The organism is Rhizobium sp. 268, from assembly GCF_036571585.1.
Lineage (GTDB): Bacteria > Pseudomonadota > Alphaproteobacteria > Rhizobiales > Rhizobiaceae > Rhizobium > Rhizobium redzepovicii.
In genome coordinates this window covers 34,972-60,604 of the sequence record NZ_JAPPSO010000020.1, presented here as the reverse complement: position 1 = coordinate 60,604, position 25,633 = coordinate 34,972, and the positions used below count along the sequence as shown (strand labels likewise).

Here is a 25,633-nt window from a genome sequence, read left to right as displayed (position 1 = left end):
CGGCGTAGGCCGCCGGGCTTGTCCTCCGTTACTTGCAGATCGCCCCGGCCAGAAAGCCGCGCATCGCCTCGCCAAAGGGCGGCCGCATCATATATTCCGCTTCCACCATTTTGCTCTGGTGATAGACGGCGCGTGGATGCGAGAAGGCGAGGAAGCCGAATTTGCCGTGATAGGCGCCCATGCCGGAATGGCCGACACCGCCGAAGGGCAGGCCTTCGGCCGTGACGTGGCTCATGCAGTCGTTGACCGTCACGCCGCCGGACGTCGTATTGTCGAGAACGCGGGCCTCCTCTTCACCATCCTGGCTGAAATAATAGAGAGCGAGCGGGCGCGGCCGGGCGTTGATCCGATCGATGACGTCGGCGATATCGCGATAGGGAAGAACCGGCAGCACCGGCCCGAAGATTTCCTCTTGCAGCACGCGCATATCCTCGCTCGGATCCAGAATGAGTGTCGGCGGTATGCGGTGTGCCGGTTGCTGCGAGAAATTCTCCGCCGCCGGGTTGATCTCGACGATAAGGGCGCCCTTGGCTCTGGCGTCGTCGACCAGGCCCTGGACGCGGGCGTGATGGCGGGCATTGACCATAGAAGTGTAATCCGGATTTTCCTTCAGCGTCGAATACATTGCGGCGACCGCCGCCATCGCGTGCTCGGCAAAGGCTTCGACGCTTTCCTCCGGCACATAGACATGGTCCGGCGCCAGGCAGATCTGGCCGGCATTCAGCGTCTTGACGGTCATGACGCGGCGGGCCGCATCCGCCAGATCGGCCGAGCGCCCAACGACCACCGGCGATTTGCCGCCGAGTTCAAGTGTGAGCGGCGTCAGGTTTTCCGCCGCCGCACGCATGACGTGATGGGCGATTGCGGTGCCGCCGGTGAAGATCAGATGGTCGAAGGCAAGTGATGTAAAGGCGGTACCGGTCGCCGGTCCACCCTGAACGACGGCGATTTCCGAGTCGTCGAAAGCGCGGGCGACGAGTTCCGCCATCAGCGCTGACGAAGCCGGCGTCACCTCCGACGGTTTGATCATGGCGCGATTGCCGGCGGCGAGAATGCCGGCAAGCGGCGCGAGGGCGAGCTGATAGGGAAAATTCCAGGGGCTGAGGATCCCGACCACGCCCTTCGGCTGATAGACCACTTTGGCGACGGCATCCGGGAACAATGCCTCGTGCTCTTCCGGCTTCAGCCATTCGGCCAGATGTGCCTTGGCATATTTGAGCGAACCGACGCAGGTAAAAACGTCGAGCAGCAGGCTTGCCTCGACACTGCGGCTGCCGAAATCATCCGAGAGAGCCGCGGCAATCGCGTCCTTGTTGTCGACAAGAAGGGCGACGACGCGGTCGATGCGATCGATGCGGGTGTCGATATCAGGCGGCCCTTCTTTCAGGAAGGATGCCCTTTGCCGGGCAAGCAGCGCCTTCATGGCGTCGGGACTGGTATCGGTAGCGATTGGGGCGACGGTGTTCATTCTTTCCTCCCTTGAACGATGTCAGACGGCCGGCTGACGCACGACCGGTTTCAGCACGATGCCCTTTTCCGCATCCTCCACCGCCCGGTTGAGGTCGGCGAAATCATAGAAGGTGACCAGCCTGTCGAAGGGGAAGCGGCCCTGCCTGTGGAGCTCGATCAGCAGAGGGATCAGCACGTCTGGATTGGAATCACCCTCGACGATGCCGCGCACCCGGCGTCCACCGGAGAGGATATGGGTGAGGTCGAGTGTCAGCGTCGCGCCGTGCGGCGAGGCGCCGACGATGCCGCAGGTGCCGCGCGGCGCCAGCACCCGCACGCATTGATCGATGACGGCAGGCACGCCGGAAGCATCGATCGCATAATCGACACCGGCGCCAGTCAGCGCCATGATCGCGGCAACGGCATCGTTCGCCTTGCCGTTGACGATATCGGTCGCGCCGAGCTCGGCGGCAAGCGCCAGCCTCGCCTCGTTGACGTCGACGGCGATGATCCTGGAGGCGCCGACGATCCGCGCCGCCATCACGGCGGCTAGGCCGACCGAACCCAGGCCGAAAACCGCGAGCACTTTTCCGGGTTCAACTTTCAGCGCATTCATGACCGCGCCGGCGCCGGTCTGGATGCCGCAGGCGAGCGGCCCGAGCAGCGCCAGATCCGCATCTTCAGGCACTTTGACGATATTGCGCTCATGGCAGAGCGCGTGGCTGGCGAAAGAGGATTGCCCGAAAATATTGCCGTTCACCCGCTCCCCCCTGTAGGAGAGCCCGCTCGAACCATCGGCGCGCGAACCGAAGAAATTGCGCGGGAAGAATTCGTGGCAATAGGTCTCTTCGTGATCGTTGCAGCTCGGGCAATGGCCGCAGGAATTGAAGGTCATGACGACATGATCGCCTGGGACCACCTTGGCAACGCCCGGCCCGACACGCTCGACGATTCCAGCACCTTCATGACCGAGCACGACCGGCTGCGGCACCGGCAGGTGCTGGTCGCGCATGACGATATCGGTGTGGCAAACCCCGGTCGCGACGACGCGAACCAGGATTTCCCCCTCGCGCGGCTCCTCCAGATCGAGGCTTTCCAGCGAAAACGGCTTATGCGGCGCACGCGCCACTGCGGCATGAATCTTCATGGTATCCTCTTCCCGATGATTGCCCCACGAAACGGCCCGGTACGCCTCGCCTCCGTCAGCGGCCGCGCTTATAGGCGCCGAGCCCCGGCTGATAGGTCTTGTCGTCAAGGAACTGTTTCAGCCCCTCGTCGCGTCCCTTGGTCTTGTCGAGAAACAGCATCTGCTCCAGCTTGGCGTAGATGTAGTCGTCGGCGAGATCCCAGGGCAGGTTGCGCACGCGCTTATAAGTGTCCTTGGCCGCCTTCAGCGTCACCGGGTTCTTTTCGAGCAGGCTGGCGCAGATCTTGCGGACCCGGGTTTCAAGCTCGGCGAGCGGCACGGCCTCGTTGACGAGGCCCATTTCGGCGGCCTTGCGTCCACCGAACAACTCGCCGGTCATGATGTAGTAGAGCGCGTCGCGATGGCGCATCACCTCGGCAACCGCGCGGGTGACGTTGCCACCCGGCAGGATGCCCCAATTGATTTCGGAAAGGCCGAAATTCGCCTCCTCGGCGGCAATGGCGAGATCGCAGGAAACCAGCGGTGTAAAGGCGCCGCCGAAGCACCAGCCGTTGACCATGGCGATCGTCGGCTTTTCGAAATACATCAACCGGCCCCACCAGCCGCCGGATTGGCGCCGCGCCTTCAGCGTCGCATCCCGCGGTTTGTCGTCATTGTCGCGGAAATATTCCTTCAGATCCATGCCGGCGGACCAGGACTCGCCGGCGCCGCGCAGGACGAGGACCCCGCAGCGCTCGTCGCCCTCGAGTTCATCGAGCACGTCCATCATCCGGGCGTTCAGAGCCGGGTTCATCGCATTGCGCTTTTCAGGACGGTTGAGGGTCACGAAAGCAATGCCATTGTCGAATTCGACCAGAACCGGCGATTTCATATCAGTCATGGGTCTACTCCATTGGTTTCGGCATGAATGCCGGGGCCGCTTAATCAGGCCTGTCGTTGAAGGGTTTCGTCGGAATGCAGCTGGCGCAGAACATGCTTCTGCACCTTGCCGGAGGCGGTGCGAGGAATGGTCTCGACGAAGAGGATGCGCGCCGGACGCTTGAAGGCGGCGAGCCTTGCGGCGCAATGGCCGGCAATCGCCTCACCCGTTACCGCAGCACCGGGCCGCAACACGATATAGGCAATGCCGCATTCGCCCCATTTGATGTCGGGAATGCCGAGGACCGCCACGTCGAGAATATCGGGATGGCCTGCGAGCGCGGCCTCGACCTCGGCGGGGTAAACATTTTCGCCGCCGCTGATATACATGTCCTTCAGCCGGTCGACGATGCGATAGAAGCCGTTTACCTCGCGCCGGCCGAGATCGCCGGTGCGGTACCAGCCGTCGGCGAAGGCGGCAGCGGTTTCCTCGGGCTTGTTCCAGTAACCGGGCGTCACCGCGGGGCCGCGCAGCCAGAGTTCGCCAATCTCACCTTCCCCGACGTCGCGGCCATCCTCACCGACGATGCGGATGTCGAGCAGCGGTGCCGGCAGACCGACGCTGCCGGGATTGTCCCGTACTGCGCGCCGGTCGATCGGCACGTGCAGCACCGTTCCGGCCTCACTCATGCCGTAGCCGTTGACCAGCGCCACGCCGTCGCCGAGATAGCTCTCGATCAAGGCCTGCGTCAGCGGCGCGCCGCCGACAAAGAGCGCATGCAGGCCGGAAAGAGCCGCGGCGCTATAGGCGGGATCGCCACGCAAGGCGAGCGCGATCTGTGGCACGGCGAAATAATGGGTGATGGCGCGCTGCCGGTCGGCAAGGGCTGCTAGTGTGCGCGCCGGCGTGAACCTGTCCGAGATGACGAGCGTACCGCCCAGCATCAATGTGGTGCGCGCCACGGCGATCAAGCCGATCGTATGGAAGAACGGCAGGTCGCAGAGCGCGACGGATCCTGGCCCGATCTCGCCAACGAAGGAAAAATTGATGGCGGCGAAGAAGGCGTTGCGGCGGGTAATGACGACGCCCTTCGGATGTCCCGTCGTGCCTGACGTATAGAGAAGGACGCAAGGCTGATCCGCATCGACAGGCACGGGCTTCACCGCGAGGCTCGCCTCGATCCGGGCGGCAAGCCCGCCCGGGTCACTTCCCGTCCAGATCACCATCATCTCGGGATCGACCTCGGCAAGGCTTTCCACCGCCGCCGAAAACTCTTCGTCATGGACCAGAAGTGCCGGCGCGCAATCGGCAAGAATCGGCCGAAGCTCGGCGGCGCTGAGGCGCCAGTTGAGCGGGACGTAGATGGCGCCGGCGCGCTGGCAGGCAAAGGCAAGCACGATCGAGTCGATCGAGTTGCGCGCCAGCATGGCGACACGCGCTCCATCCCGCCCTACCCCGAGCATCGCGCTCAAAAGGCCGGCGCAACGGGCGATGCGCGCATCGAGTTCGGCATAGGTCAGCTGCCGGCCGGTGGCGATCTCGGACAGAGCCAGAGCATCTCCCGCGACGCGGGCGCGGTACAGGATCGGATCATCCGTCACCAGCCCGCAATCCGCCGACGATGCCATCCCGGAAAAGGAATGCGCCATTTTCTCCTCCCCATGCCCGCCGCTCCTCCGCCACAGGCATCAAATTTGTATGTAACACATACTAATATCTTTTTCCGGCCAGATGCAAGAGGCTGGTTTTGACAAATCCGGCCCCCGAAGGCGGCGCGGGAAATTTCCCTGATACCGCAAACACGGAGATATTGACTAACCCGCTGATTTTGATGGTTATGGCGCCTGAACGAAGCGAGACGAATGATGGCCGCAAAACCACCGCAGGACGAAATTGAGGCCGAGGAGGCTTCCGCAACGCCGCCGCTCGACGTCGGCCGGCTCGGCGATCTCTTAGGTTTTCACCTGCGCATGGCGCATGTGGCGATCTATCGCGACTTCGCCGAAACCATGGAGGAGCTTGGGCTGACGCAGAAGCAACTCGCGGTGATGGAACTCACCGCGGGCAATCCGGGCGCATCGCAAATCGACCTTGCCAATACGCTCGGCACCGACCGCGCAACGATGATGGCCCTCGTCAACCGGCTGGCAGCCCGCGATTTCATCGAGCGCCATCCTTCCGCGGCCGACCGCCGGCGCCAGGAACTGCATCTGACGAAGGCCGGACGTGCGATGCTCGCGCGGGCGCGCAAGCTGATCGACACGCATGAACAGCGTTTCATCGACCTGTTTTCGCCTGATGAATTGGATGGGCTGCTGGCGGCGCTGAAGCGGATCTATAAGGGGCACTGACCCCGCTTCCGCTTCGGAAGCACGCGGCATCCAAGCCTATAGATTTCTATTGGGAAAGTCCCGTGTTATGATCCCTGTCCAGGCGTCGTCCGCCGTGGGTTCTGCACACGGAGACTTGTCTCATGAGTGAAATGGACGTGCTTTTTGCCACCCTGCGGCAGGCGGCTGACCCGCAGACGGTCGAGTGCATCGAAAACGTCGTCAAGCATGGCTCGGATCGCGATCTCAATCGCATCAATGCGCTGGCCTTCGCCGAAAAACATCATCTCGATGAAGAGAGAACGATCGCAGCGCTGCTCCATGCTGCCCGCATAGGCGCGTTCGAAATGACCTGGAATGTGCTTTGCCCGGGATGCGGCGGCGTTCTCGACAGCGGCGCAACCCTGAAAGGCGTCGTCCAGGACACTTATCATTGCGCGCTGTGCGCCGCCGGTTACGAACCGACCCTCGACGAGATGGTCGAGGTAACGTTCACCGTCAGTCCGCGTGTGCGCAGGATCGCGGCCCATGATCCCGACCGATTGCCTCCGCTCGAATATTACCGCCAGATCTTCTTCTCCTCCGGCGTCGACCTGCCGGAGGATCTGGAAGCGAAGTTTCAACGCATCCTGCTGGAGATGATAGAGCTGGCGCCAGGCGAGAAGGCTTTCGTCTCGCTGCAGCTGCCTTCGCAATTCGTCATCATCTTCGATGCGGTCACACACTCGGCGCAGTTCATCGATGTGCAGGGCGAGCCCACCGGTGAGCGCCAAAACCTCTCCATGGTCATCAGCCGGGGGCATGCGCTGAACGAAACCGTAACGCTGCGCCCGGGCTTGCTGCGGCTCGCCCTCGAGAACCACACCGATCGCCGCGTGGTGCCGAATGTCTGCATAGCGGGAGATGAGCTGCATGATCTTCTGGGCCGCCGGCGGCCTTTTTTGACGGCCAAGCGCCTGCTGACCAACCAGAGCTTCCGCGACATCTACAGGACCGACACGCTAGACGTCGACCAGCGCCTGAAGATCACCAGCCTGACTTTCCTCTTCACCGACTTGCGGGGCTCGACAGCACTTTACGAGCGCGTCGGAGATCTTGCCGCTTTCGATCTGGTGCGGGCGCATTTCCGCGTTCTTCATGAGATCGTAGCCACCGAGGCGGGAGCTGTCGTCAAGACCATCGGCGACGCCGTGATGGCGACCTTCCCGAGCCCGGACCGCGCCGTTGCGGCCGCGCTCCGCATGCGGGAGGCGATGCTTCGGTTGAATGCCGAACACGGCAGCGACGATCTTCTCCTGAAGATCGGCATCCATGAGGGGCCATGCCTCGCAGTCAACCTGAACGACCGGCAGGATTATTTCGGCCAGACCGTTAATATCGCCTCTCGCGTCCAGGGCCTTGCCGATCCCAATGTGATCATGACGACGGAGGCGATCGTCGGCGATATCAAGGTTTCGGAGATCCTGCGCGACAGCAGCATAAGCTCCGCCTCGCGAATGGCGGAACTTCAGGGCATCGGGCGGGAGGTCAAAATCTTCGCCCTGTCGTGAGGTTGGCCTGCTCTTCGAGGTCAAGTCAACTTCAGCAGTTTCCGCTAACGGCCGGAAGCAATCATCAAATATCAGTTAGTTCAACGGCTGCTTCGGGCCCTCAAGACGGTGAGAAAGGCCGGTGGAGCCGCTTCCCGAGAGCAGACGTCCCTTGAGGCGAGTTTCCCGACCCGCGCTACTCGCCTATGCTGGAAAGCAATTCGTCGAGCTGCTCCAACTGCTCCGACAATGCGGCCGCCGAGCCCTGCAGTGCTTCCTCAAGCGCCTCCTTGGACGGATAAATTTCGTGGAATTTCAATAGTGTCCTCCCGCCTTGGTCATCGAAGGTCACGGTCGTGATCGCACCTTCTTCGCCCTCGTCGTTGGTCCAGACGATGCGTTCGTTCGGCACGACCTCGAGATACTTGCCGTAGAAGGCCATGGTGTCCGAACCGTCGGCGCCGAATTCCAGCCGATATTTGCCGCCGGTACGGACGTCCATATCACACGACACGAGCGAAACACCGGATACCGATTTTGGCACCCACCAGCGCTGGAACAGCTCGGGCCGGCTCCACGCCTTGTAAACCGTGCTCGGCGGCGCATTGAATATTCGCGTTACCAAGAGTTCGCGATCTCCTCTGCGCTCGACTGACGTGCGGTTCTGCGCACTATCTGCACTGTTAACTTGCTCAGTCATCGCTTCCCTCCTGTTTCATTTCGCTGATGATTTCGTCCAATGCTTCGAAGCGGGCCTCGAAGAGCTTGCGATGCGCCTCGATCCACTCGGCTTCCGCGTTGAGGCCGCGTTTCCCAAGCTTGCAGGTTCTCACCCGTCCGACCTTCTGCGTGACGACGAGCCCCGCTCGCTCGAGAACCTGGACGTGCTTCTTCATGCCGGTCAGCGTCATCTGGAACTGATCCGCCAGACTGGTGATCGACGCGTCCGCTCGCCCCAGCTGATCGATGATCCCGCGGCGGGTCGCATCGGACAACGCCGCAAACGAGAGATCGAGGGGAGAACCTAAATACTGAACCATATAGTTCAGTTTATAACCTGCTCGCGCAAGAAGCGCAAGCTTCTCTAATATTCAGTCGGTAGACCGGTGATCCGAGGGCATGCATCGCGGCGGCGACAAAAATCGTCTGGCGCAGGCCGACAGCTGCAGAAGTGCCTCGGCAGCTTCGCGCCCTCAAGACGGCCGTCAGGACGCCCGGTTTGTCATTCTCAGGACGGCCGGTCGGCTATGAAACCGACAACGCCGCCAGTGAGCCGCACGGCAGCCAGCGTCTTTCTCGCAATAGTCAGTTGCTTCCCTCCCGATCACAAACCTGCCGGGCTTCAGGTAAGTTGAGCGAGGATATCGTCGACGACACTTGGGATGGCATTCGCCGTGTCAATATTATTGCCAGCCGGAAGATGCGCCCGGCTACGATGGTAGCGGAGCACCAGGGCCCGCTCGGCCGGCTCGAAGCCCGGCTCGTTCGGGCGCCCATCCAGCCGTCGGTTCAACGTCTCAACATCGATGTCGAGCACGAAAATCTTATCGAACAGGTCCAGAAATTTGTGGAAATTGCGCGAACAGCCACAAAAGAACGTGGCAGTATGGGTGGTGTCGGCAGCAATGGCTCGGACCTTATCGACAGGCCAGATCCAGTGAGCGTATCCCCAGGCGATACGGTCTACCCCTTCGGGTGGCCCTGCGAGCGCCCGGCCTGTCTCGGGGTCGCCGACATAGGCCAATACACGGTCACCATGGACAACATGGTAGCCCCGCCGCTCCAGTTCGGTAGCGACAGACGTCTTTCCAGTCCCCGAGCCGCCTTCGATCAGATAGTTCCTAATGCCCATGAGGCCTCTTTATCACGGCCTTCTATGCGGTGAGAAGACGCTCTACCTGGGGCGTGCCCAGCCAACGAGCACACTTGATCAAGTTTAGCATTCGGCACACTTGGATTAGGCGGACGGCGGGGAAAGTCGTGCTCCGCATCGCCTTGGTGCTGTCGAGGTCAAGTCCGATCGCCCGCTCCACCGCCCCGCCAACGCGCAATCTCCAGTCTCGCGCATCGAGGTCCGGCGGCGGGATTGGTTTCGCACGAAGAACAGCTCGGTTGGGATCACACGATCGGAGAGCGACGCAAACGGAAACTCGATATTTTCAGGGGATTTCTGTCGAACTATTAGGCTGGGCCGCTCTGGTGTCGGCATCGTCCTCGTCTCCCTTCCAAGAGCACAACGTCGGCACACGGTCGCGCGAACTCTGGTTCGATCACACCGCCCTCGCATTGCGCCTGTCGCGTTCTGACTTCGGCCGCATTCTAGCATATACCGTGCGTCCTCGGATCGACCTTGAACGGCAGCAAAGGGCCGATCTCAGACCTCGGCGGCAAGAACTCCGATGCCCGCTTTTTCGTTTTGGGTGTTCCAGCAGTGGACGGTCGGCCACCGGCCCCAAAGCGGTCGTTCACCCGATCCGTTGTGACGGTTATTCTTGGCGCATTGCAGTCCTACGTCTGTTGGGGCTTCCCTATCAATGTGATTTGAGATCCAAGACCGGCATATTCGGGCTTTGACCAACGAGCCCGAGCCTAAGGCCAATCCGCATAACCCGAGGACAGCATGCTGTTTTCCGCGCCGGCGGAAGCGCGGGCGATGTCGCGGTAGCCGGCAGGGGAAAGGCCGGTCTTGCGCTTGAAGAAATGACTGAAATAGGTCGGGTCGCGAAAGCCGAGGCTGTCGGAGATTTCCTGGATATTGCGGGCCGAGCGCTCCAATCTGAGTTTCGCCTCCTGCACCACCCGCTCATGCAGAAGCTGAATCGGCGAGCGGCCGAGTGCCCTCTGGCAGATCGCATGAAGCCGGTCGGCGGTGACGCCCAGTTCTGCGGCATACTCGCTGATCGGCCGATGCCGGCGGAAACCGGCCTCGACCAGCTGCCGATATCGCTGCAGGATCGATCCGGTTTCGCCCTGCCCGCGCGGCTCGCTTCTCTCGCCGCCAGAACCGCGCCACAGCGTCATCAGGATCAGGCGCATATAGGCCGACGCAACCATCCAGGAAGAGCGGGAGGGATCGGCGAGTTCCCGCACGAAGCCCGAAATCAACGGATTGATTTCGGCCGCCAGCAAGGGGTCCGTCGCCTCGACCAGCTTGCGCTGCTCGGTGAAAATGCGCAGCGAATAGGATTCCACCTTGTCGCCGATCGCATCGACCATGACCTGCGCCGAGGCTCCGACGAGATGGGCCGCAGTTCCGGCAGAAATCGACAGGTCGCAGCGCGCCTGCGGCGGCAGGAAGGCAAGCAGCGGCCCCTGCAATATCCGATCTTCGCCACTGTCGAAATGAAGCTCGGCTCGCCCCTCCCCGAGCAGCAGGAAATGATAGAAGTCGGCATAAAGTCCCTTTTGCAGACGGATGCGCCGATGCGACAGCGAAGGCGCATGCCATTCGCCCCTGGCATAATGATGAATACCGCCGTCCGTCACCAAGGCCTCTCCTCCGCTTGCCGCTAAACACTGCGGCATTCACCGGATAATTACAATATTAACCCAATAAATCGCATTCCATCCGCAATCGATCGGCGTAACCTGACCGTCATCAGCCTTTGGGAGGAGGCATACCGGCAGACGCGGCAACGCTTAGACAGCCTTGAGGCTGCGGCCTCCACGCGTCTTCTTCCCTTGGCACAATGCAAGCGCTGCTTCGTGGCGGATGGGGACAACGGTGTTTTCGGCAAAGCTGATGATCAATAACGAGGCGATGGAGGCTTCCCAAGGGGCGACCTTCGAACGCATTGATCCGCTGACCGGCGATGTCGCAACGGTCGCCTCGGCGGGATCCGTCGCCGACATGACGCGGGCCGCCAATGCGGCCGCTGCCGCCTTCCCCGATTGGTCGCAGACAGGCCCCGGCGAACGGCGCGGGCTGCTGAATGCCGCAGCCGATCTCCTGGAGGCCCGCACGCCGGAGCTTATTGCCGCCATGACCGGCGAAACCGGCGCCACCGCGCAATGGGCGGCGATCAATTGCGGGCTCGGCGCCGAAATTCTTCGCGAGGCGGCGGCGATGACCACGCAAATCTCAGGCGAGCTCATTCCGTCAAGCATTCCCGGCAGCCTCGCCATGGCCGTGCGCCAGCCGGCCGGCGTCTGCGTCGGCATCGCCCCCTGGAACGCGCCAATCATTCTCGGCACCCGCGCCGTCGCCATGCCGCTGGCCTGCGGCAACACCGTCGTGCTGAAAGCTTCGGAGCTCTGCCCGAAGACCCATGGCCTGATCGGCGACATCCTGCGCGATGCCGGTTTTCCGCGTGGTGTCGTCAATGTCGTCTCCAATGCGCCGGGCGATGCCGCCGCCGTCGTCGATGCCTTGATCGCCCATCCGGCCGTGCGCCGCATCAACTTCACCGGCTCCACCCGTGTCGGCAGGATCATCGCCGAAACCTCGGCAAGGCATCTCAAGCGCTGCCTGCTCGAACTCGGCGGCAAGGCGCCGTTCATCGTGCTTGCCGACGCCGATATCGACGAGGCAGTCAGTGCCGCCGCCTTCGGCGCCTTCATGAACCAGGGCCAGATCTGCATGTCGACCGAACGGATCATCCTGATGGACGAGATCGCCGACCATTTCGTCGGCAAGTTCGGGACGAAAGCTGCGACCCTCGTCGCAGGCCACCCCGGGGAAGGCAACACGCCGCTCGGCACGCTGATCAATGCAGAGGCCGTGCGCCGCGTCAGGTCGCTGATCGACGATGCCCTGCAGAAAGGCGCAGTCCTGGTCTGCGGCGGCGAGGCCCACGGCACGCTGATGGATGCGACCGTCATCGATCACGTAACGCCGGCCATGCGCATCTACCGCGAGGAGAGCTTCGGACCGGTCGCGGCGATCATCCGCGTCGGCAGCGTCGATGAAGCCGTGACGGTTGCCAACGACAACGAATATGGGCTTTCGGCGGCGGTTTTCACCGCCGATGTCAATGCGGCGCTCGCCGTCGCCATGCGGCTCGAATCCGGCATCTGCCACATCAACGAAGCCACGGTTTCCGACGAGCCGCAAATGCCGTTCGGTGGCGTCAAATCGAGCGGCTACGGCCGCTTCGGCGGCAAGGCGGCGATCGACGAATTCACCGAGCTCAGATGGGTCACCATGGCATCGGGAAAACGGCAATACCCGATCTGAATCACAGATCGGCCGGATGAACAGCGAAACGGGCGGGAGGCCCGCATCGAGAGGGAGGAATGATTTCATGAACGGAAAATTCAACGCGGTGACACTGACCCGCCGCTCTTTCATCGCATCGGCCGCGGCAGGCAGCGGGGCACTGGCGCTGTCCGGCCGCACGGCTTTCGCTGTCGGCGACACGCTGAAGGTCGGCTTCATCAGCCCGCGCACCGGCCCGCTCGGCGGCTTCGGCGAGACGGACGGCTATGTGCTCGACCTCGCGCGCAAGGCGCTGGCGAACGGCCTGCAGGCCGGCGGCAAGACCTGGAAGGTTGATATTCTCGACCAGGACACACAGTCCGATCCCTCGCGCGCCGGGCAGTTGGCGAAGGAGCTGATCAACAACCAGGCGATCGACCTGATGCTCGCCGTCTCGACGCCCGAAACCATCAATCCGGTAGCCGACGCCTGCGAGGCGGCAGGCGTTCCCTGCCTGTCCACCGTCATGCCCTGGGAGGCCTGGTATTTCGGCCGCGGCGCCAAGCCGGGCGCGCCCTCCCCGTTCAAATGGACCTATCATTTCGGTTTCGGCGTCGAAGAGTTCCACAAAGCCTATGTTTCGCAATGGAACCTGATCGAGACCAACAAGAAGGTCGGCGTAATGTATCCGAACGACGCCGACGGCAACGCGATCCGCGCCCATCTGGCGCCCGCCCTTGCCAAGGCCGGCTTCACCATTGTCGATCCCGGCGCCTATGAAACTGGAACCACCGATTTTACCGCACAGATCGCTCTCTTTCGGCAGGAGGGCGTGGAGATCTTCAATTCCTTCCCGATACCGCCCGATTTCGCCGCCTTCTGGCGCCAGGCCGCGCAGCAGGGTCTCACCCAGCAGATCAAGATCTGCCAGGTCGCCAAGACGGGCCTGTTTCCCTCCGACATCGAGGCGCTCGGCGATCTCGGCATGAACATCGGCAGCGCCGCCTACTGGCACAAGGCCTTCCCTTACAAATCCACGCTGACCGGCGTGTCGGGAACCGAACTCGCAGACGGCTACGAAACGGCGAGCGGCAAACAGTGGACGCAGCAGCTGGGCGCCAGCCTGGCGCTTCTCGATGCCGGCTTCGATGCGCTGAAAGCGAGCAGCGACGTCAAGAGCAAGGAAGCCGTCGCCAAGGCGATTGCCACGCTGAAAACCACCACGATCGCCGGCAAGGTCGATTTCACCAGCGGCCCGGTCGCCAATGTCTCGCCCGGGCCAATCATCGGCACGCAATGGGTGAAGGCGCCGGAAGGCTCGAAATTCGCGCTCGACTATGTCGTCACCGAAAACGCCACCGATCCCAACGTCCCGGTCGGCGCCAAGCTCATCGCTTACAATGGATAACCAAGTGCAGCGACAGGAAGCACAAAGGCGGCCGGGGGGAGCCTTTCTCTCGGCCAAGGGGATCCACAAGCGGTTCGGCGCGCTTGTGGTGCTGGAGAACCTGGATTTTTCGATGGGTGATGGCGAGGCGGTCGGCATTGTCGGGCCGAACGGCGCGGGCAAGACGACCCTGCTCAGCGTGCTCGCCGGCGCCTTCCCGCCGAGTGAGGGAAGCATCATCTTCGATGGCGCCGACGTCACCAACCGGACGGCGGCGGAACGCTGCCGCTCCGGGCTCGTCCGGACTCATCAGATTCCCAAGCCCTTCAGCGGCATGACGACCTTCGAAAATGTCTTCGTCGCCGCATCGCACGGCAGTGCCGCAAGCCGCGACGAGGCCTATGAGCGCGTGGTGGATTCGCTTTCCCTTTGCGGCATGCTTGGCGTCGCCAACCGCCCTGCCGATACGCTCGGCCTCTTGGATCGCAAACGCCTGGAGCTTGCCCGTGCGCTCGCCACGCAGCCGAGACTATTGCTGCTCGACGAGATCGGCGGCGGCCTGACCGATGGCGAGGCGAGCGAGCTCGTCGAAACCATCCTCGAATTGCGCCGCCGCGGCATCGGCATCGTCTGGATCGAGCATATCGTTCACATCCTGCTGCAGGTGGCGGAACGACTGATCTGCATGGATGCCGGCAGGATCATCGCCGACGGCGAACCGAAGATGGTTATGAGCAATGCGGAGGTGGTCAAGGCCTATCTCGGAGGGACACCCGCATGAGCCTTCTCTCCATCCGCGACCTCGACGTTCGCCACGGCCTGCTCCAGGCGGTGCGCGGAGTCAGCTTCGATCTTGCCAAGGGCGAGGTGCTGGCGCTGGTCGGCGCAAACGGCGCGGGCAAGACGACGCTGCTCAGATCGATCGCCGGCGCCCACCTTCCGTCTGCCGGGCGCGTTCTTCTCAACGATGAAGACCTGGCCTCCGTGCCTTCCCACAAACGGATCGCCAAGGGTATTGCCCTCGTGCCGGAGGGCCGCCGGCTGTTTTCGCAGATGACCGTGGAAGAGAACCTGCTTCTCGGAAAGAGTTGCGGCCGGACGGGCGAGTGGAGCATCGATCGCGTCCTCGACGCCTTCCCGAACCTCAAACCCCGCCGCCACGCCAAGACAGGGCACCTGTCGGGCGGCGAACAGCAGGCGACCGCGATCGGCCGGGCGCTGATGAGCAACCCTGACATTCTGCTGCTTGACGAAGTCTCGCTCGGGCTTTCGCCGCTGGTCGTGGACCGCGTCTACGCTCAGTTGCAGGCATTGCTGACCTCAGGAACAACAATCGTGCTCGTCGAGCAGGATCTTGCGCGCGCCATGAGCGTCGCAAGCCGTGTCATCTGCATGCTGGAAGGACGCATCGTGCTCGACCGTCCGGCTGCGGCCGTCACCCGCGAGCACGTCACCCAGGCCTATTTCGGGCTACACCGGGCAGCCGGCGAAAGGAGCCCATCATGATCAACTCCCTCATCCAGGGCATCCTGCTCGGCGGCTATTACGCCGTCATCGCCTGCGGCTTGTCCTTTATGTTTTCGGTCATGCGAATCATCAATCTCGCCCATGGCAGCCTGGCGGTCGCGGCCGCCTACGGGCTGTGGCTGCTTGCCGCCAAGGCCGGCATCCCGCCTTTCGCCGGCCTGCTGATCGTGCTGCCCGTCATGGCGGTGATCGGCTGGCTGCTGCAGCGCTTCATCCTCGAACGCAGCGCCCGCGGCGGCACGCTGCTGCCGATCCTCACCACCTTCGGCCTGTCGATCGTCATCGACAATCTACTGTTCGAGCAGTTCGGCGCCGATACACGGTCGCTCGCACCCTTCATCGGCAACCTGTCCTATGCGTCCTGGCAGTTGCCGGGCAACATCTTCGTCGGCAAGCTTGCCGTGATGATGATGGTGACGGCAATCCTCCTTCTCGGCGCGCTGCAATTCTTCCTTAGCCGCTTTGCGCTCGGCCGCGCCATCCGCGCCACGGCCGAAGATCCCGATACTGCGGGGCTGGTCGGCATCGATGCGCGCCGGGTGAATGCCGTCGCCACCGCGATCACCATGGTGACGATCGGGATCGCCGGCGCTTTTCTCGGCATGCGGGCGACCTTCAGCCCCTATGCCGGCGGGCCGCAGCTGCTCTTCGCCTTCGAGGCGGCCGTGATTGGCGGAGCGGGATCGCTCTGGGGCACGCTTGCCGGCGGCATCATTCTCGGCCTCGCCCAATCGCTCGGCGCGCAGCTGCATCCGCAAGGCTTTCTGATCGGCGGCCATGCCGTGTTTCTGCTGGTCCTTTTCGTCAGGCTGTCCCGCTTCGGCATGCCTCAACTCGACAAGCTCGGCGCATTCTTGAAATTTCGCGCCCGTCTTCGGAGCCCGACATGACATTCGTCTCTAACGGAATATCCATAGAGCGCTGGACGAGAGCTTCGCGGCTGGCGCTTGGCTCGATGGCCGCAGTGCTTGCCCTGCTGGCGCTCGCTCCCGCCGTGCTCGGCGCCGGCGCGATCGACAGGCTGACGGCCCTCTTCATCTACGTGATCCTTGCCGCCATGTGGAATGCGCTCGCCGGTTTCGGCGGGTTGGTCTCGGTCGGCCAGCAGGTGTTCTTCGGCCTCGGCGCCTATTTCACCATTCGGCTCGCCGATGCCGGGCTCGACCCCTTCGTCTCGGTCTTTGCCGCCGCGATCGTGACCGGTGCGCTGTCGATCCCACTCTCGCTCTTCATGCTGCGGCTGAAGGGCGGCGAATTCGCGATCGGCATGTGGGTCGTGGCCGAGCTCGCCCATCTGCTCGTCAATCTCGACCGGCTGATTCAGGGGGAAACCGGGACGTCGCTGATCTCGCTCAACCTCTATGACAGCGGCATGCGGCGAGCAACGATCTACTGGCTTGCGCTGGCATCCATGGCGGCCCTGCTCGGCGCTCTCTTCATGCTGATGCGCAGCCGCGCAGGGGCAGCGATGCAGGCAATCCGCGACAATGAAGAGGCGGCGACCTCGGTCGGCGTGCGGGTGACCGCGACCAAGCGTCTGCTCTTCGTGCTCGCCGCTTTCGGCATTGCGGTCGCCGGCGGCCTGTGGCTGGCGACCGCCACCACCTTCCAGCCGAAGACCTATTTCAGCGTCCAATGGACGGCCTACATGATCTTCATGGTGCTGGTCGGCGGGATCGGCAAGTTCGAAGGCGCGATCCTCGGCGCCATCCTGTTCTTCCTCATCGAGACCTTCTTCGGCGGAGCCGGCGTCTGGTATCTGATCGGCCTCGGCGCCACCGCCCTGATTTTCTCCCTCTACCTCCCACGCGGGCTCTGGGGCGAAGTCGAGCGTCGCTTCGACTTCCAGCTTCTGCCCGTCGGCTACCGGCTGAAACTTCCCGGTCCGATCAAAATCAAATGGAAAGAATGAGCCGGTTTGCTCCGGAGTTGTTGTGAAAGGTGACGTTCATGCTTTTTGGTAAAACAATCCTGGTGACCGGCGTGGCCTCCGGCATCGGTGCCCGCACGGCGGAACTGGCCGGCCAGATGGGGGCCGAGGTCATCGGCGTCGATGTCCGCGAACCGGCAAATGGAAGTGCCGCCTTCATCAAGGGCGATCTGTCCACGCCATCGGGCGTAGCCGAAATCGTTGCACGGCTCCCGGCGCGTCTCGATGCGCTCGCCAATGTCGCCGGCCTTTCCGGCAGCACCGGCGTCGTCTCGACGCTCGCGGTCAATTTCTACGGTCTGCGCGCCCTGTCGGAAGCCGTGGCGCCGCGACTGCGCGAAGGCGGTGCCATCGTCAACGTCGCCTCGATCGCCGGTTACGGCTGGCGGGCCAATCTCGAGCGGGCGAAGTCGCTGACATCAGTCGAGGGCTTCCCCGATGTGGCGGCGATCGTTGCCGAACACGGTCTCAAGGACGAGCAAGCCTATCCGCTCTCCAAAGAGCTTCTGCTGCTCTGGACCATGCGCGCAGCCCACCAGCCGCTGTTCAAACAGCGCGGCATCCGCGTCAATGCTGTGAGCCCCGGGCCGGTGGAAACGCCGATCCTCAAGCAGTTCCGTGCCGTGCTCGGCGACGCCAGGGTCGATAGCGACATCACCCGCGTCGGCCGGGCCGGCACCGCCGGCGATATCGCGCCCGCCGTGCTCTTCCTCTGCTCGGATGGTGCGCGCTGGATCAACGGCACCAACATTGCCGTCGACGGCGGCCTCGAAGCTTCCATCAACGCCGAAGTTCTCGGCTTCTAGTTCTTGTTCCCAGGAGACCTCCGATGAATATTTCCCTGCTTATCAATGGCGCGGACCGCGCGGCCTCCGGCGGCCGGACCTATGACCGCATCGATCCCTTCACCGAAAAGCTCGCCAGCCGCGCCGCCGCGGCAAATCTGGACGATGTTGCCGCCGCCGTTAATGCCGCTTCCGCCGCCTTCAGCACCTGGTCGAAGACCGGCCCCGGCCAGCGCCGCGCCATCCTGATGAAGGCTGCCGACATCATGGATTCGAAAGTGGGCGAGTTTACCCAGTTGATGATCGAGGAAACGGGCGCCACCGCGCCTTGGGCCGGCTTCAACGTCATGCTCGCCGCAAACATCCTGCGCGAGGCCGGCGCCATGACGACGCAAATCACCGGCGAAATCATCCCTTCCGACAAACCCGGCACGCTCGCTATGGGCGTTCGCCAGGCCGCCGGCGTCTGCCTTGCCATCGCGCCCTGGAACGCGCCCGTCATCCTTGCCACCCGCGCCATCGCCATGCCGATCGCCTGCGGCAACAGCGTCATTCTCAAGGCATCCGAACAATGCCCGGGCACGCACCGGCTGATCGCGACGGTGCTGACGGAAGCAGGCCTGCCCGCCGGCGTCATCAACGTCATTACTAATGCGCCGGAGGATGCGCCGGAGATCGTCACCGCGCTCATCGCCCATTCCGCCGTCAGGCGCGTCAACTTCACCGGCTCAACAAAAGTCGGCAAGATCATCGCCGAGACTTGCGGCAAATATCTCAAACCCGCCCTTCTCGAACTCGGTGGCAAGGCCCCGCTTGTTATCCTTGACGACGCCGATATCGACGGCGCCGTCAATGCCGCCATTTTCGGCGCTTTCATGCATCAGGGACAGATCTGCATGTCGACCGAGCGGATCATCGTCGATAGCTCGATCGCCGATCAATTCGTCGCCAAACTCGCCGCCCGCGCCAGCCAGCTCCCGGCCGGCGATCCGCGCGGCCATGTCGTTCTCGGCTCGCTGATCAGCCTCGATGCCGCCAAGAAGATGGAAGAGCTGATCGCCGATGCGACGGCCAAGGGCGCGAAACTCGTGGCCGGCGGCAAACGCACCGGCACCGTGGTCGAGGCCACACTGCTCGACCACGTCACATCGGACATGCGCGTCTATGCGGAAGAATCCTTCGGCCCGGTCAAGCCGATCATTCGCGTCTCGGGCGAGGAAGAAGCGATCCGCATCGCCAACGATACCGAATATGGCCTGTCATCCGCCGTCTTCAGCCGCAACATCCAGCGGGCAATGGCGGTTGCGGCGCGGATCGAATCCGGCATCTGCCACATCAACGGCCCGACCGTGCACGACGAGGCGCAAATGCCCTTCGGCGGCGTCAAGGGCAGCGGCTACGGCCGCTTCGGCGGCAAGGCGGCAATCGCCGAGTTCACCGATCTGCGCTGGATCACGGTCGAGGATTCCGCCCAGCATTATCCGTTCTGATAGGGAGACGCATCACCGCGCCACAACGGCCATTGCGGTTGTGGCGCGGTCGATATTCAGGCCGAGAACCCATCCAGCGCATCGGCAAGCTTCAGCCAGAGATCATGGGGAGGCGAAGGAATCGGCCGCGATTCTTCATCGGAGACGGGGATTCCGAAGGCGGTACCGTTCGACCTGAAGCTGGCCAGCATCCGGCGAAATTTCGCCGCCTTGTCCGCGAACTGGTCCGAACCTCGCTCCCCCAGGACCGTGCGGATCGTCACCAGGGCGAGATTGAAGTTCTTCTGCATCCGGCAGATCGTCAAAGGCGCCGCCGTCCAGCACGACGACAGGCCCGCTCATCTCGTCGACAGCCTGCCTTAGAACTCGGGCAGACTCGGCGATAGCCGGCAGGAACCAAATCCTTCGCTCATCTCTTCGTTCGAAAACTGATTCTGAACCTGCGCGGTAAGCAAATGACGGTGCACATCAAGCGAATCTACGAACCGAAGCAAGACAAGGACGGCATCCGCATTCTCGTCGACAGGCTCTGGCCGCGCGGACTGAGCAAGCAGGATGCGGCAGTCGATCTCTGGCTGAAGGAGGTCGCGCCGAGCCCGGCGCTGCGCCGCTGGTTCGGCCACGATCCCGCCAGATGGACAGAGTTCCAGCGCCGCTACCGGGACGAGCTCGAAAAGAACGCGACGGCCGTCGAAGAACTCGAACACCAGATCGGAAAATCGGACGCAACGCTTCTCTATGCGGCGAAAGACCTCCAGCACAATCACGCGATCGTGCTTCAACGCTTCCTCGGCAAAGACTGAAGCGTCGGGGCCGACGCCAACGAAACGCTGCCGCCCCGCGTAAAAAATTCCGGGAACCTTTTCGACGGATCTGCATCCAATGCCTGCTTCCAAAGACGCGCCGGCGCGGAAGGCATTCACACGACACAAGGGAGACAGATCATGTTGAAACAGATTTTCGGTGCAGCGCTGATAGCGGCCTCGCTCGGCACGGTTTCAATCGCCGCCGATGCCAAGCCGACCGACCCTCAGATCGCCCATATCGCCTATACCGCGGGGCAGATCGATGTCACCGCCGCTGAGCAGGCATTGAAGAAAAGCAAGAATGTCGAAGTCATAGAATTCGCCAAGACCATGGAACGCGACCACAAGGCCGTCAACGACCAGGCACTCGCCCTCGTCAAGAAGCTGAAGGTGACGCCCGAAGACAACAAGATAAGCCAGTCGCTCTCGGCTCAAGCAAGCGAGGAGTTGAAGACGCTTGAGGCTCTCGACGGCGCGGCCTTCGACAAGGCCTATGTCGAAAACGAAGTCGCCTATCACAAGTCGGTCAATTCAGCGCTGTCCACGATACTGATCCCCTCGGCTCAGAACAAGGAGCTGAAGGCGCTCCTGGAAACGGGCCTGACCCTGTTCAAGCAGCACCAGATGCATGCCGAGCATCTTGCCTCGATGATGAAGTAGGCCGGCGATGGGTTTGCCGATGAAATCGCTGCCGCTGCTGCTTGCGCTGTTTTGGGCAGGCGTCGGCGTTGCCGCTGCCACGGAATATCAGGTCACCATTGCAGGAATGAAATTCAGCGCGCCGCCTGCCGAACTGCATGTCGGCGATGTGATCGTCTGGCGAAATTATGATATATTCCGGCATACGGCAACAGCGCGTGACAAAAGCTTCGACATCGATCTGCCGCCGAAATCGGAAGGTCGCCTGATACTCAGCCGAGCGGGAGCGGTCGATTTTTACTGCCGCTTTCATCCCGCCATGACGGGCACACTGGACGTCCGGCCATAGGCCGGTCTCCTGGAAACACGGAGTAGCGGAGATTTCCATGACAGCCATTCCGGTTCCGGTCACACGACATCGACCGCTCCCATCGGCACTTGCCGACACCGACCTCGTGCCGCTGGCAAAAATCGGCGACGAGGTCGCCATCCGCGCCATCATCCAGCGTCACAATCAGCGACTGTTCCGCACCGCGCGCGCCGTCATCCGCAACGATGCGGAGGCGGAAGATGTCGTCCAGGCGTCTTACATCAAGGCCTTCGCCAATCTGGCAGCGTTCCGGGGCGACGCGGAGCTTTCGACATGGCTGACCCGAATTGCGCTCAACGAGGCGCTGGGCCGGGTGCGAGCCCGAAGGAACACCATCGGGCTGGAGGAAATCGACATGCAGGCGACGTCGGCAGGTGGGGAGGTGGTGCAATTTCCGTCCTCGCTATCGGCAACAGATCCGGAAACCGAGCTGTCGCGGAACCAGGCGCGGCAGCTCCTCGAACAGGCGGTCGACGAACTCCCGGATGATTTTCGCGCCATCTTCGTGCTGCGGGATGTCGAGGGCATGAGCACCGACGAGGCCGCATCCTATCTCGGCATAAGACCCGAAACCGCCAAGACTCGGCTGCACCGGGCGCGGAAGATGATGCGCCAGTCGATTGAAAAACGGCTGTCCGGCGCCTTCTCGGCGCTGTTTCCGTTCGATGGCGCCCGCTGCGCTTTCATGGCCGACCGCGTCGTCGGGGCGCTTGCCCCGACGCTATGACGTCTCGCAATATCAGATCGGCTTCTCGAACGCGCCGGATTTGTGATCGGCACCTCGACGCCCTCGATGCGATGCCGTTCGACGCCCTCGGTGAGAGCGGACCCCTTGAAGCGTACGAACTTGATAGGCGGATAATCGAACTTGGGGCGCCAGGCCGCGCGGTCGATCGCCATCCACACAGCCGAGGGCATCTGCAGCGTCAAAAAAGGCCGCAAGTCGGTGATGGAACTCTACATCCCAAGCCCCAAGGACTTGCCGCGCTTCAGCGAGCGTTTCAGCTCCATCTGCTGCGTGAGCTCGGCACGATGACTACGACCGGCAAGGCGAGCAACCTCGCGGATACGCTCGACGTCACCATCCTGATCGGGTCCCACACGCTTCAGCTGGTCGGCGAGATCTGAGGGATCGGCGCGACCAAAGCGCGTTTCGATCGCGCTGACGATGTCCTTTGCCTCGGCAAGCGCTCGACGCCCTTCCGGTGTCCCCGCCAGTTGCTCGACGAACTTTGCCTTGTCGCTATAGGGGAGATCGTCGAGCTGGCGCAGCAGCGCCTCGCTCCGGCGGCTCGGGCCCAGAACCTCGACCACGTCCTGCTTTTCCCGCTTCCAGCGTTCCGAGCCGCATTCGGCAGCGAGGCGACGCTGCCAGGTCTTGCCGGATTGGCGAACATGCGACGCCAGCGCATCGATCCGGGAAAGCGCGTGTTTGCGTTCGGCGTTGTCTCCGAACAGGCCGGTCTTGCCGGCGAGCGCACCGATCGTCTCGGGCGAAGTGCTGAGTTGGTAGGCGAGCGCGACCGGATCTGCATTCTCATCCACGATCCGGCCGCGCAAGGCTCCCATGGTCGCTGGCGCGTCCTTGAACACCTGCGGCGCAAGCTGCTTTGCCGCGTCCCAATCTCGTTCGAATGCCGGCATCGCCTTTGACCGTCCAACCTCTTCGACGCTCATCGCATAGGTCTTCACGGCCGCAATGAGCACGCGGCGTTCATGGTCGCCGAGATCTTGGTGTGCAGGACTGTTATCGGCGATGGTGCGGGCTGCAAGCGGCTGCAGTTTCTCCACTGGCTTGGCAACCGCCGTGTCCGGAATGCGCTGTATCCCTTTGCTGATTCCCTGAGATGCGACATCACTCTCGCCCTGCCCCCGGCGATCCTCCACGCCGCGCCGATTGGCAAAGTCATGCGTATAGTCGAGCGTCGTCTCCTTCACGCCTGATCGGCTCAGTGTCTCTGTCAGCGAGCGCACTGTCTTGAATGCATCGAGCCCCGCATAGAGCTGCACCGCCTCGCGGTGACGGGTCATCGCCACATAGGTCAGATGCCGGTCCATCGTCGTCGACGCCAGAACAAAACTCCGGTCGACGGTAGCGCCTTGCGTCTTGTGGATCGTCGTTGCGTAGCCGTGATCGAAGGCCTGGTAACTGTTGACCGGGATAGTCACGTGGCGCTGGCCATCTTGCGTCTGCGCCTTGCCGTCAAGCCGGACGTCTATTGCGTCCGGCGCCACGGCGATGACCTCGCCCAGCATGCCATTCTTGACGGCGAGATCACGATCATTCTCCAGGAAGACGATGCGGTCGCCACGCGCAAAGGATCGCTTCCCATTGTTGGTCTGGTAGGTGAGTTCCTCACCCTTATCACCAGCCGGGTTGCTGCCCTTTGCCAACTCGCCGCGATCCTGCAACCGAGCACGAATGCCGGCATTGATGGCGCGCACGTCGTCGCGTCGATGGGCCATCGCAATGCGCGTGTCGTTGGGATGTGCCGATCGGTCAGCGACGTAATCGGCAATGATCGCCTTCAGGCATTCAGCGCGATCCGTCTTCAGATGAAGGCTTCCCCGTGCCTCGTAGGCCGACAGTCCGGCTGCGGTCCGATGCGAGGCGAAGTCGATCGAGGCCTGCTTCTGCCAATCGGTTCTTTGCCGTCGAACTTCCGACAGCTGCGCATGGCCGACGGCTTCGGCGATCGCCCGGAACGGCGCGCCTGCCCCGATCGCCTGAAGCTGTTCATGGTCGCCGACCAGCACGAGCTTGGCGCCGGCCCGTTTGACCTCGTCGACGAAGCGGGCGAGCTGACGGCTGCCGACCATTCCGCCTTCGTCGATGACGAAGACGTCACGAGCGTTGAGCCGTCCGCGATCAGCCTGCCAGCTGTATTCCCACGACGCCAATGTGCGGCTTGCGATCCCGGACGATTGCTCCAGGCCTTCCGCCGCCTTGCCGGCCAAAGCCGCACCATGAACACGATAGCCCTGCGCTTCCCAGGCGTGGCGGGCAGCCGCCAGCATCGTGCTCTTGCCGGCACCGGCAAAGCCGATCACCATGGCGATCTGAGCTGGACCCGTGACATGCTCGATCGCCTGGCGTTGTTCCGCCGACAGCCCCTGCCCCGGTGAAGGATTCCCCGCCTGGATCGATCTGTCCTGAGCGGCGATCGCAGCATCGACATTGCGCTTCGCCACACCGTGGTTTTGGCGCGCCTTCATCGCCATGACATTGCTGGCGATCACGCCCTCGATCGCCACCATCTCGACCGTCGAATAGCGTGCCTCCCCGTCACGGCCGCAAAGGCTTGAACTGTCGGGCCTCAACTCGACCAGAGCCTTCGACGCCATGACCGCGGCAAAAGCATTCTGGAAGGTCTGCGGATCGTCGTTGATATAACGATGCAGAGCCCTGGCAATGTCATAGCGGTTGAAGACGCTCTTCTCGTTGGTAATCAGCTTCAGGATCTCATCCGGGCGCCTGCGGATGGTCTCGGCATTTCGCTCGGCCGATTGCGGTGAGATGCGCGCGCGAGAGACTGCCCCACCCTGACGATTGATCTCGGTCGCATGCACACCGACATGTTCGGTCGGCTCGATCGTGATCCCGGCTTCCAGATGCGAACGGTTGTCGATACGGATATCGAGGCCGGCCCTCTCAAGGTGAGAGTTGGCCAGATGCTCCCAAGCCTGGCGCAGTTCCTTCAGCTGCAGCTGCGATGGCGGCAGGTGGTTGGCGAGAAGCCACCTGTTCTCCCGCTCAAGCAACGTCTTGTCGCCAAGACCGGCTTCTGTCAGCTGGCGCGTCGTCATCATCAGATGCGCATGGCTGTTTCTGATGTCGCTTCCCTCGCCTGGCCGATGGATCGCGAAGTCGACGGCAGCACCATAGCGATTGGCGAGATAGAGCGCGAAGGCACGCGTCAGCACCAGGCGTTGATCCGGCGTCAGTTCGTGCGGCAGGGCGACTTCGAATTCCCGGGCAATCCGGGCGTCACTTCGCTTTTCGGCACGCTCGGCGGCATTCCACAAGGCGGATCGCTTCATCGCCCAATAGCCAGAAGAGCGAGCCGGCAAGACGATCTCGGCATGCTCGACACCTGTCCTGTTGCTAAAATCATGCGTCAGCCCATCGCGCTCGTTGGTCAGTCTCACGGCGGCGCGATAGGCGGCGGACGCCACAGCGCTGCGGCCACCGCTGCGGGCGATCGGCTTCATGCTGAAGTGATAGATCGCCATCACATGTCCCCTTGG

At 62.7% G+C, this 25,633-nt stretch carries 24 protein-coding genes and 1 pseudogene; 14 read left to right on the top strand and 11 right to left on the bottom strand.

Going from position 1 to position 25,633, the window contains the following annotated elements; genetic code table 11:
- Window positions 1-28: 28 nt before the first annotated feature.
- The 4 genes from OS035_RS29200 to OS035_RS29185 are packed head-to-tail and all read right to left on the bottom strand — an operon-like array spanning window position 29 to window position 5,104.
- The gene (locus tag OS035_RS29200) at window positions 29-1,468 is read right to left on the bottom strand and encodes a coniferyl aldehyde dehydrogenase (protein WP_331814462.1); all 1,440 of its coding nucleotides are present in this window, start codon (window positions 1,466-1,468) and stop codon (window positions 29-31) included.
- A 21-nt stretch (window positions 1,469-1,489) separates the two neighbouring features.
- Window positions 1,490-2,596, bottom strand: a complete 1,107-nt coding sequence (locus OS035_RS29195) for an NAD(P)-dependent alcohol dehydrogenase (protein ID WP_131711849.1) — start codon at window positions 2,594-2,596, stop codon at window positions 1,490-1,492.
- 55 nt (window positions 2,597-2,651) lie between these two features.
- Complete coding sequence (locus tag OS035_RS29190) at window positions 2,652-3,476, bottom strand: p-hydroxycinnamoyl CoA hydratase/lyase (protein ID WP_064844721.1); 825 nt, start codon at window positions 3,474-3,476, stop codon at window positions 2,652-2,654.
- Window positions 3,477-3,520: 44 nt separating this feature from the next.
- Window positions 3,521-5,104 carry an AMP-binding protein gene (locus tag OS035_RS29185; RefSeq protein ID WP_331814456.1) on the bottom strand — a complete coding sequence of 528 codons (1,584 nt, stop codon included), beginning with the start codon at window positions 5,102-5,104 and terminating at the stop codon, window positions 3,521-3,523.
- Between the two features lie 216 nt (window positions 5,105-5,320).
- Between OS035_RS29185 and OS035_RS29180 the strand changes: the two genes are divergently transcribed.
- Complete coding sequence (locus tag OS035_RS29180; protein WP_097629934.1) at window positions 5,321-5,806, top strand: MarR family winged helix-turn-helix transcriptional regulator; 486 nt, start codon at window positions 5,321-5,323, stop codon at window positions 5,804-5,806.
- Window positions 5,807-5,928: 122 nt separating this feature from the next.
- Window positions 5,929-7,335 (top strand): adenylate/guanylate cyclase domain-containing protein, encoded by a 1,407-nt coding sequence (locus OS035_RS29175; RefSeq protein WP_183854378.1) that lies wholly within the window; start codon window positions 5,929-5,931, stop codon window positions 7,333-7,335.
- A gap of 175 nt (window positions 7,336-7,510) precedes the next feature.
- Here the strand turns inward: OS035_RS29175 and OS035_RS29170 are convergent, their stop codons facing one another.
- The 4 genes from OS035_RS29170 to OS035_RS29155 all read right to left on the bottom strand — a co-directional run bounded on the left by OS035_RS29170 (window position 7,511) and on the right by OS035_RS29155 (window position 10,803).
- Window positions 7,511-8,014 carry an SRPBCC family protein gene (locus tag OS035_RS29170; protein WP_097629913.1) on the bottom strand — a complete coding sequence of 168 codons (504 nt, stop codon included), beginning with the start codon at window positions 8,012-8,014 and terminating at the stop codon, window positions 7,511-7,513.
- Window positions 8,007-8,354 carry an ArsR/SmtB family transcription factor gene (locus tag OS035_RS29165; protein WP_331814452.1) on the bottom strand — a complete coding sequence of 116 codons (348 nt, stop codon included), beginning with the start codon at window positions 8,352-8,354 and terminating at the stop codon, window positions 8,007-8,009. Before OS035_RS29165 ends, OS035_RS29170 begins: the two co-directional genes overlap by 8 nt.
- 302 nt (window positions 8,355-8,656) lie before the next feature.
- On the bottom strand, window positions 8,657-9,166 hold the full coding sequence (locus OS035_RS29160) for a nucleoside kinase (protein WP_331814450.1): 510 nt from the start codon (window positions 9,164-9,166) through the stop codon (window positions 8,657-8,659).
- A gap of 737 nt (window positions 9,167-9,903) precedes the next feature.
- On the bottom strand, window positions 9,904-10,803 hold the full coding sequence (locus tag OS035_RS29155) for a helix-turn-helix transcriptional regulator (RefSeq protein WP_097629917.1): 900 nt from the start codon (window positions 10,801-10,803) through the stop codon (window positions 9,904-9,906).
- A 223-nt stretch (window positions 10,804-11,026) separates the two neighbouring features.
- Here OS035_RS29155 and OS035_RS29150 point away from each other — a divergent pair, with 223 nt between their 5' ends.
- The 8 genes from OS035_RS29150 to OS035_RS29115 all read left to right on the top strand — a co-directional run bounded on the left by OS035_RS29150 (window position 11,027) and on the right by OS035_RS29115 (window position 19,570).
- The gene (locus tag OS035_RS29150) at window positions 11,027-12,490 is read left to right on the top strand and encodes an aldehyde dehydrogenase (RefSeq protein WP_331814448.1); all 1,464 of its coding nucleotides are present in this window, start codon (window positions 11,027-11,029) and stop codon (window positions 12,488-12,490) included.
- Window positions 12,491-12,557: 67 nt separating this feature from the next.
- Window positions 12,558-13,859 carry an ABC transporter substrate-binding protein gene (locus OS035_RS29145; protein ID WP_331814446.1) on the top strand — a complete coding sequence of 434 codons (1,302 nt, stop codon included), beginning with the start codon at window positions 12,558-12,560 and terminating at the stop codon, window positions 13,857-13,859.
- A gap of 4 nt (window positions 13,860-13,863) precedes the next feature.
- Complete coding sequence (locus tag OS035_RS29140; RefSeq protein ID WP_331814444.1) at window positions 13,864-14,619, top strand: ABC transporter ATP-binding protein; 756 nt, start codon at window positions 13,864-13,866, stop codon at window positions 14,617-14,619.
- On the top strand, window positions 14,616-15,344 hold the full coding sequence (locus OS035_RS29135) for an ABC transporter ATP-binding protein (RefSeq protein ID WP_331814442.1): 729 nt from the start codon (window positions 14,616-14,618) through the stop codon (window positions 15,342-15,344). The genes OS035_RS29140 and OS035_RS29135 overlap by 4 nt, the downstream gene beginning before the upstream one ends.
- On the top strand, window positions 15,341-16,255 hold the full coding sequence (locus OS035_RS29130; RefSeq protein WP_331814440.1) for a branched-chain amino acid ABC transporter permease: 915 nt from the start codon (window positions 15,341-15,343) through the stop codon (window positions 16,253-16,255). The genes OS035_RS29135 and OS035_RS29130 overlap by 4 nt, the downstream gene beginning before the upstream one ends.
- Window positions 16,252-17,277 (top strand): branched-chain amino acid ABC transporter permease, encoded by a 1,026-nt coding sequence (locus tag OS035_RS29125; RefSeq protein ID WP_331814438.1) that lies wholly within the window; start codon window positions 16,252-16,254, stop codon window positions 17,275-17,277. Before OS035_RS29130 ends, OS035_RS29125 begins: the two co-directional genes overlap by 4 nt.
- A gap of 38 nt (window positions 17,278-17,315) precedes the next feature.
- Window positions 17,316-18,101 (top strand): coniferyl-alcohol dehydrogenase, encoded by a 786-nt coding sequence (locus OS035_RS29120; RefSeq protein ID WP_331814436.1) that lies wholly within the window; start codon window positions 17,316-17,318, stop codon window positions 18,099-18,101.
- A 23-nt stretch (window positions 18,102-18,124) separates the two neighbouring features.
- Entirely contained in the window at window positions 18,125-19,570 is a 1,446-nt protein-coding gene (locus tag OS035_RS29115; RefSeq protein ID WP_239620948.1) for an aldehyde dehydrogenase, read from the top strand.
- Between the two features lie 56 nt (window positions 19,571-19,626).
- Here the strand turns inward: OS035_RS29115 and OS035_RS29110 are convergent, their stop codons facing one another.
- Window positions 19,627-19,860 (bottom strand): hypothetical protein, encoded by a 234-nt coding sequence (locus OS035_RS29110; RefSeq protein ID WP_222135225.1) that lies wholly within the window; start codon window positions 19,858-19,860, stop codon window positions 19,627-19,629.
- A 165-nt stretch (window positions 19,861-20,025) separates the two neighbouring features.
- On the opposite strand from OS035_RS29110, the gene OS035_RS29105 reads away from it, so the two are divergent.
- The 4 genes from OS035_RS29105 (at window position 20,026) to OS035_RS29090 (ending at window position 22,112) form a co-directional block, all read left to right on the top strand.
- The gene (locus OS035_RS29105) at window positions 20,026-20,373 is read left to right on the top strand and encodes a DUF488 domain-containing protein (protein WP_097629928.1); all 348 of its coding nucleotides are present in this window, start codon (window positions 20,026-20,028) and stop codon (window positions 20,371-20,373) included.
- Window positions 20,374-20,514: 141 nt separating this feature from the next.
- Window positions 20,515-21,036, top strand: coding sequence for a DUF4142 domain-containing protein (locus OS035_RS29100; RefSeq protein WP_097629929.1), 522 nt, complete (start codon window positions 20,515-20,517; stop codon window positions 21,034-21,036).
- A 7-nt stretch (window positions 21,037-21,043) separates the two neighbouring features.
- Window positions 21,044-21,364 (top strand): cupredoxin domain-containing protein, encoded by a 321-nt coding sequence (locus OS035_RS29095; protein ID WP_131711854.1) that lies wholly within the window; start codon window positions 21,044-21,046, stop codon window positions 21,362-21,364.
- A gap of 37 nt (window positions 21,365-21,401) precedes the next feature.
- On the top strand, window positions 21,402-22,112 hold the full coding sequence (locus tag OS035_RS29090) for an RNA polymerase sigma factor (protein ID WP_239620944.1): 711 nt from the start codon (window positions 21,402-21,404) through the stop codon (window positions 22,110-22,112).
- Between the two features lie 26 nt (window positions 22,113-22,138).
- Here OS035_RS29090 and OS035_RS29085 read toward each other — a convergent pair.
- Window positions 22,139-22,315, bottom strand: a pseudogene (locus tag OS035_RS29085) (type IV toxin-antitoxin system AbiEi family antitoxin domain-containing protein); the annotation flags it as partial.
- A 27-nt stretch (window positions 22,316-22,342) separates the two neighbouring features.
- Window positions 22,343-25,618: a Ti-type conjugative transfer relaxase TraA gene (gene traA / locus OS035_RS29080; protein ID WP_331814429.1), complete on the bottom strand. Its 3,276-nt coding sequence runs from the start codon at window positions 25,616-25,618 to the stop codon at window positions 22,343-22,345.
- Between the last annotated feature and the right edge of the window lie 15 nt (window positions 25,619-25,633).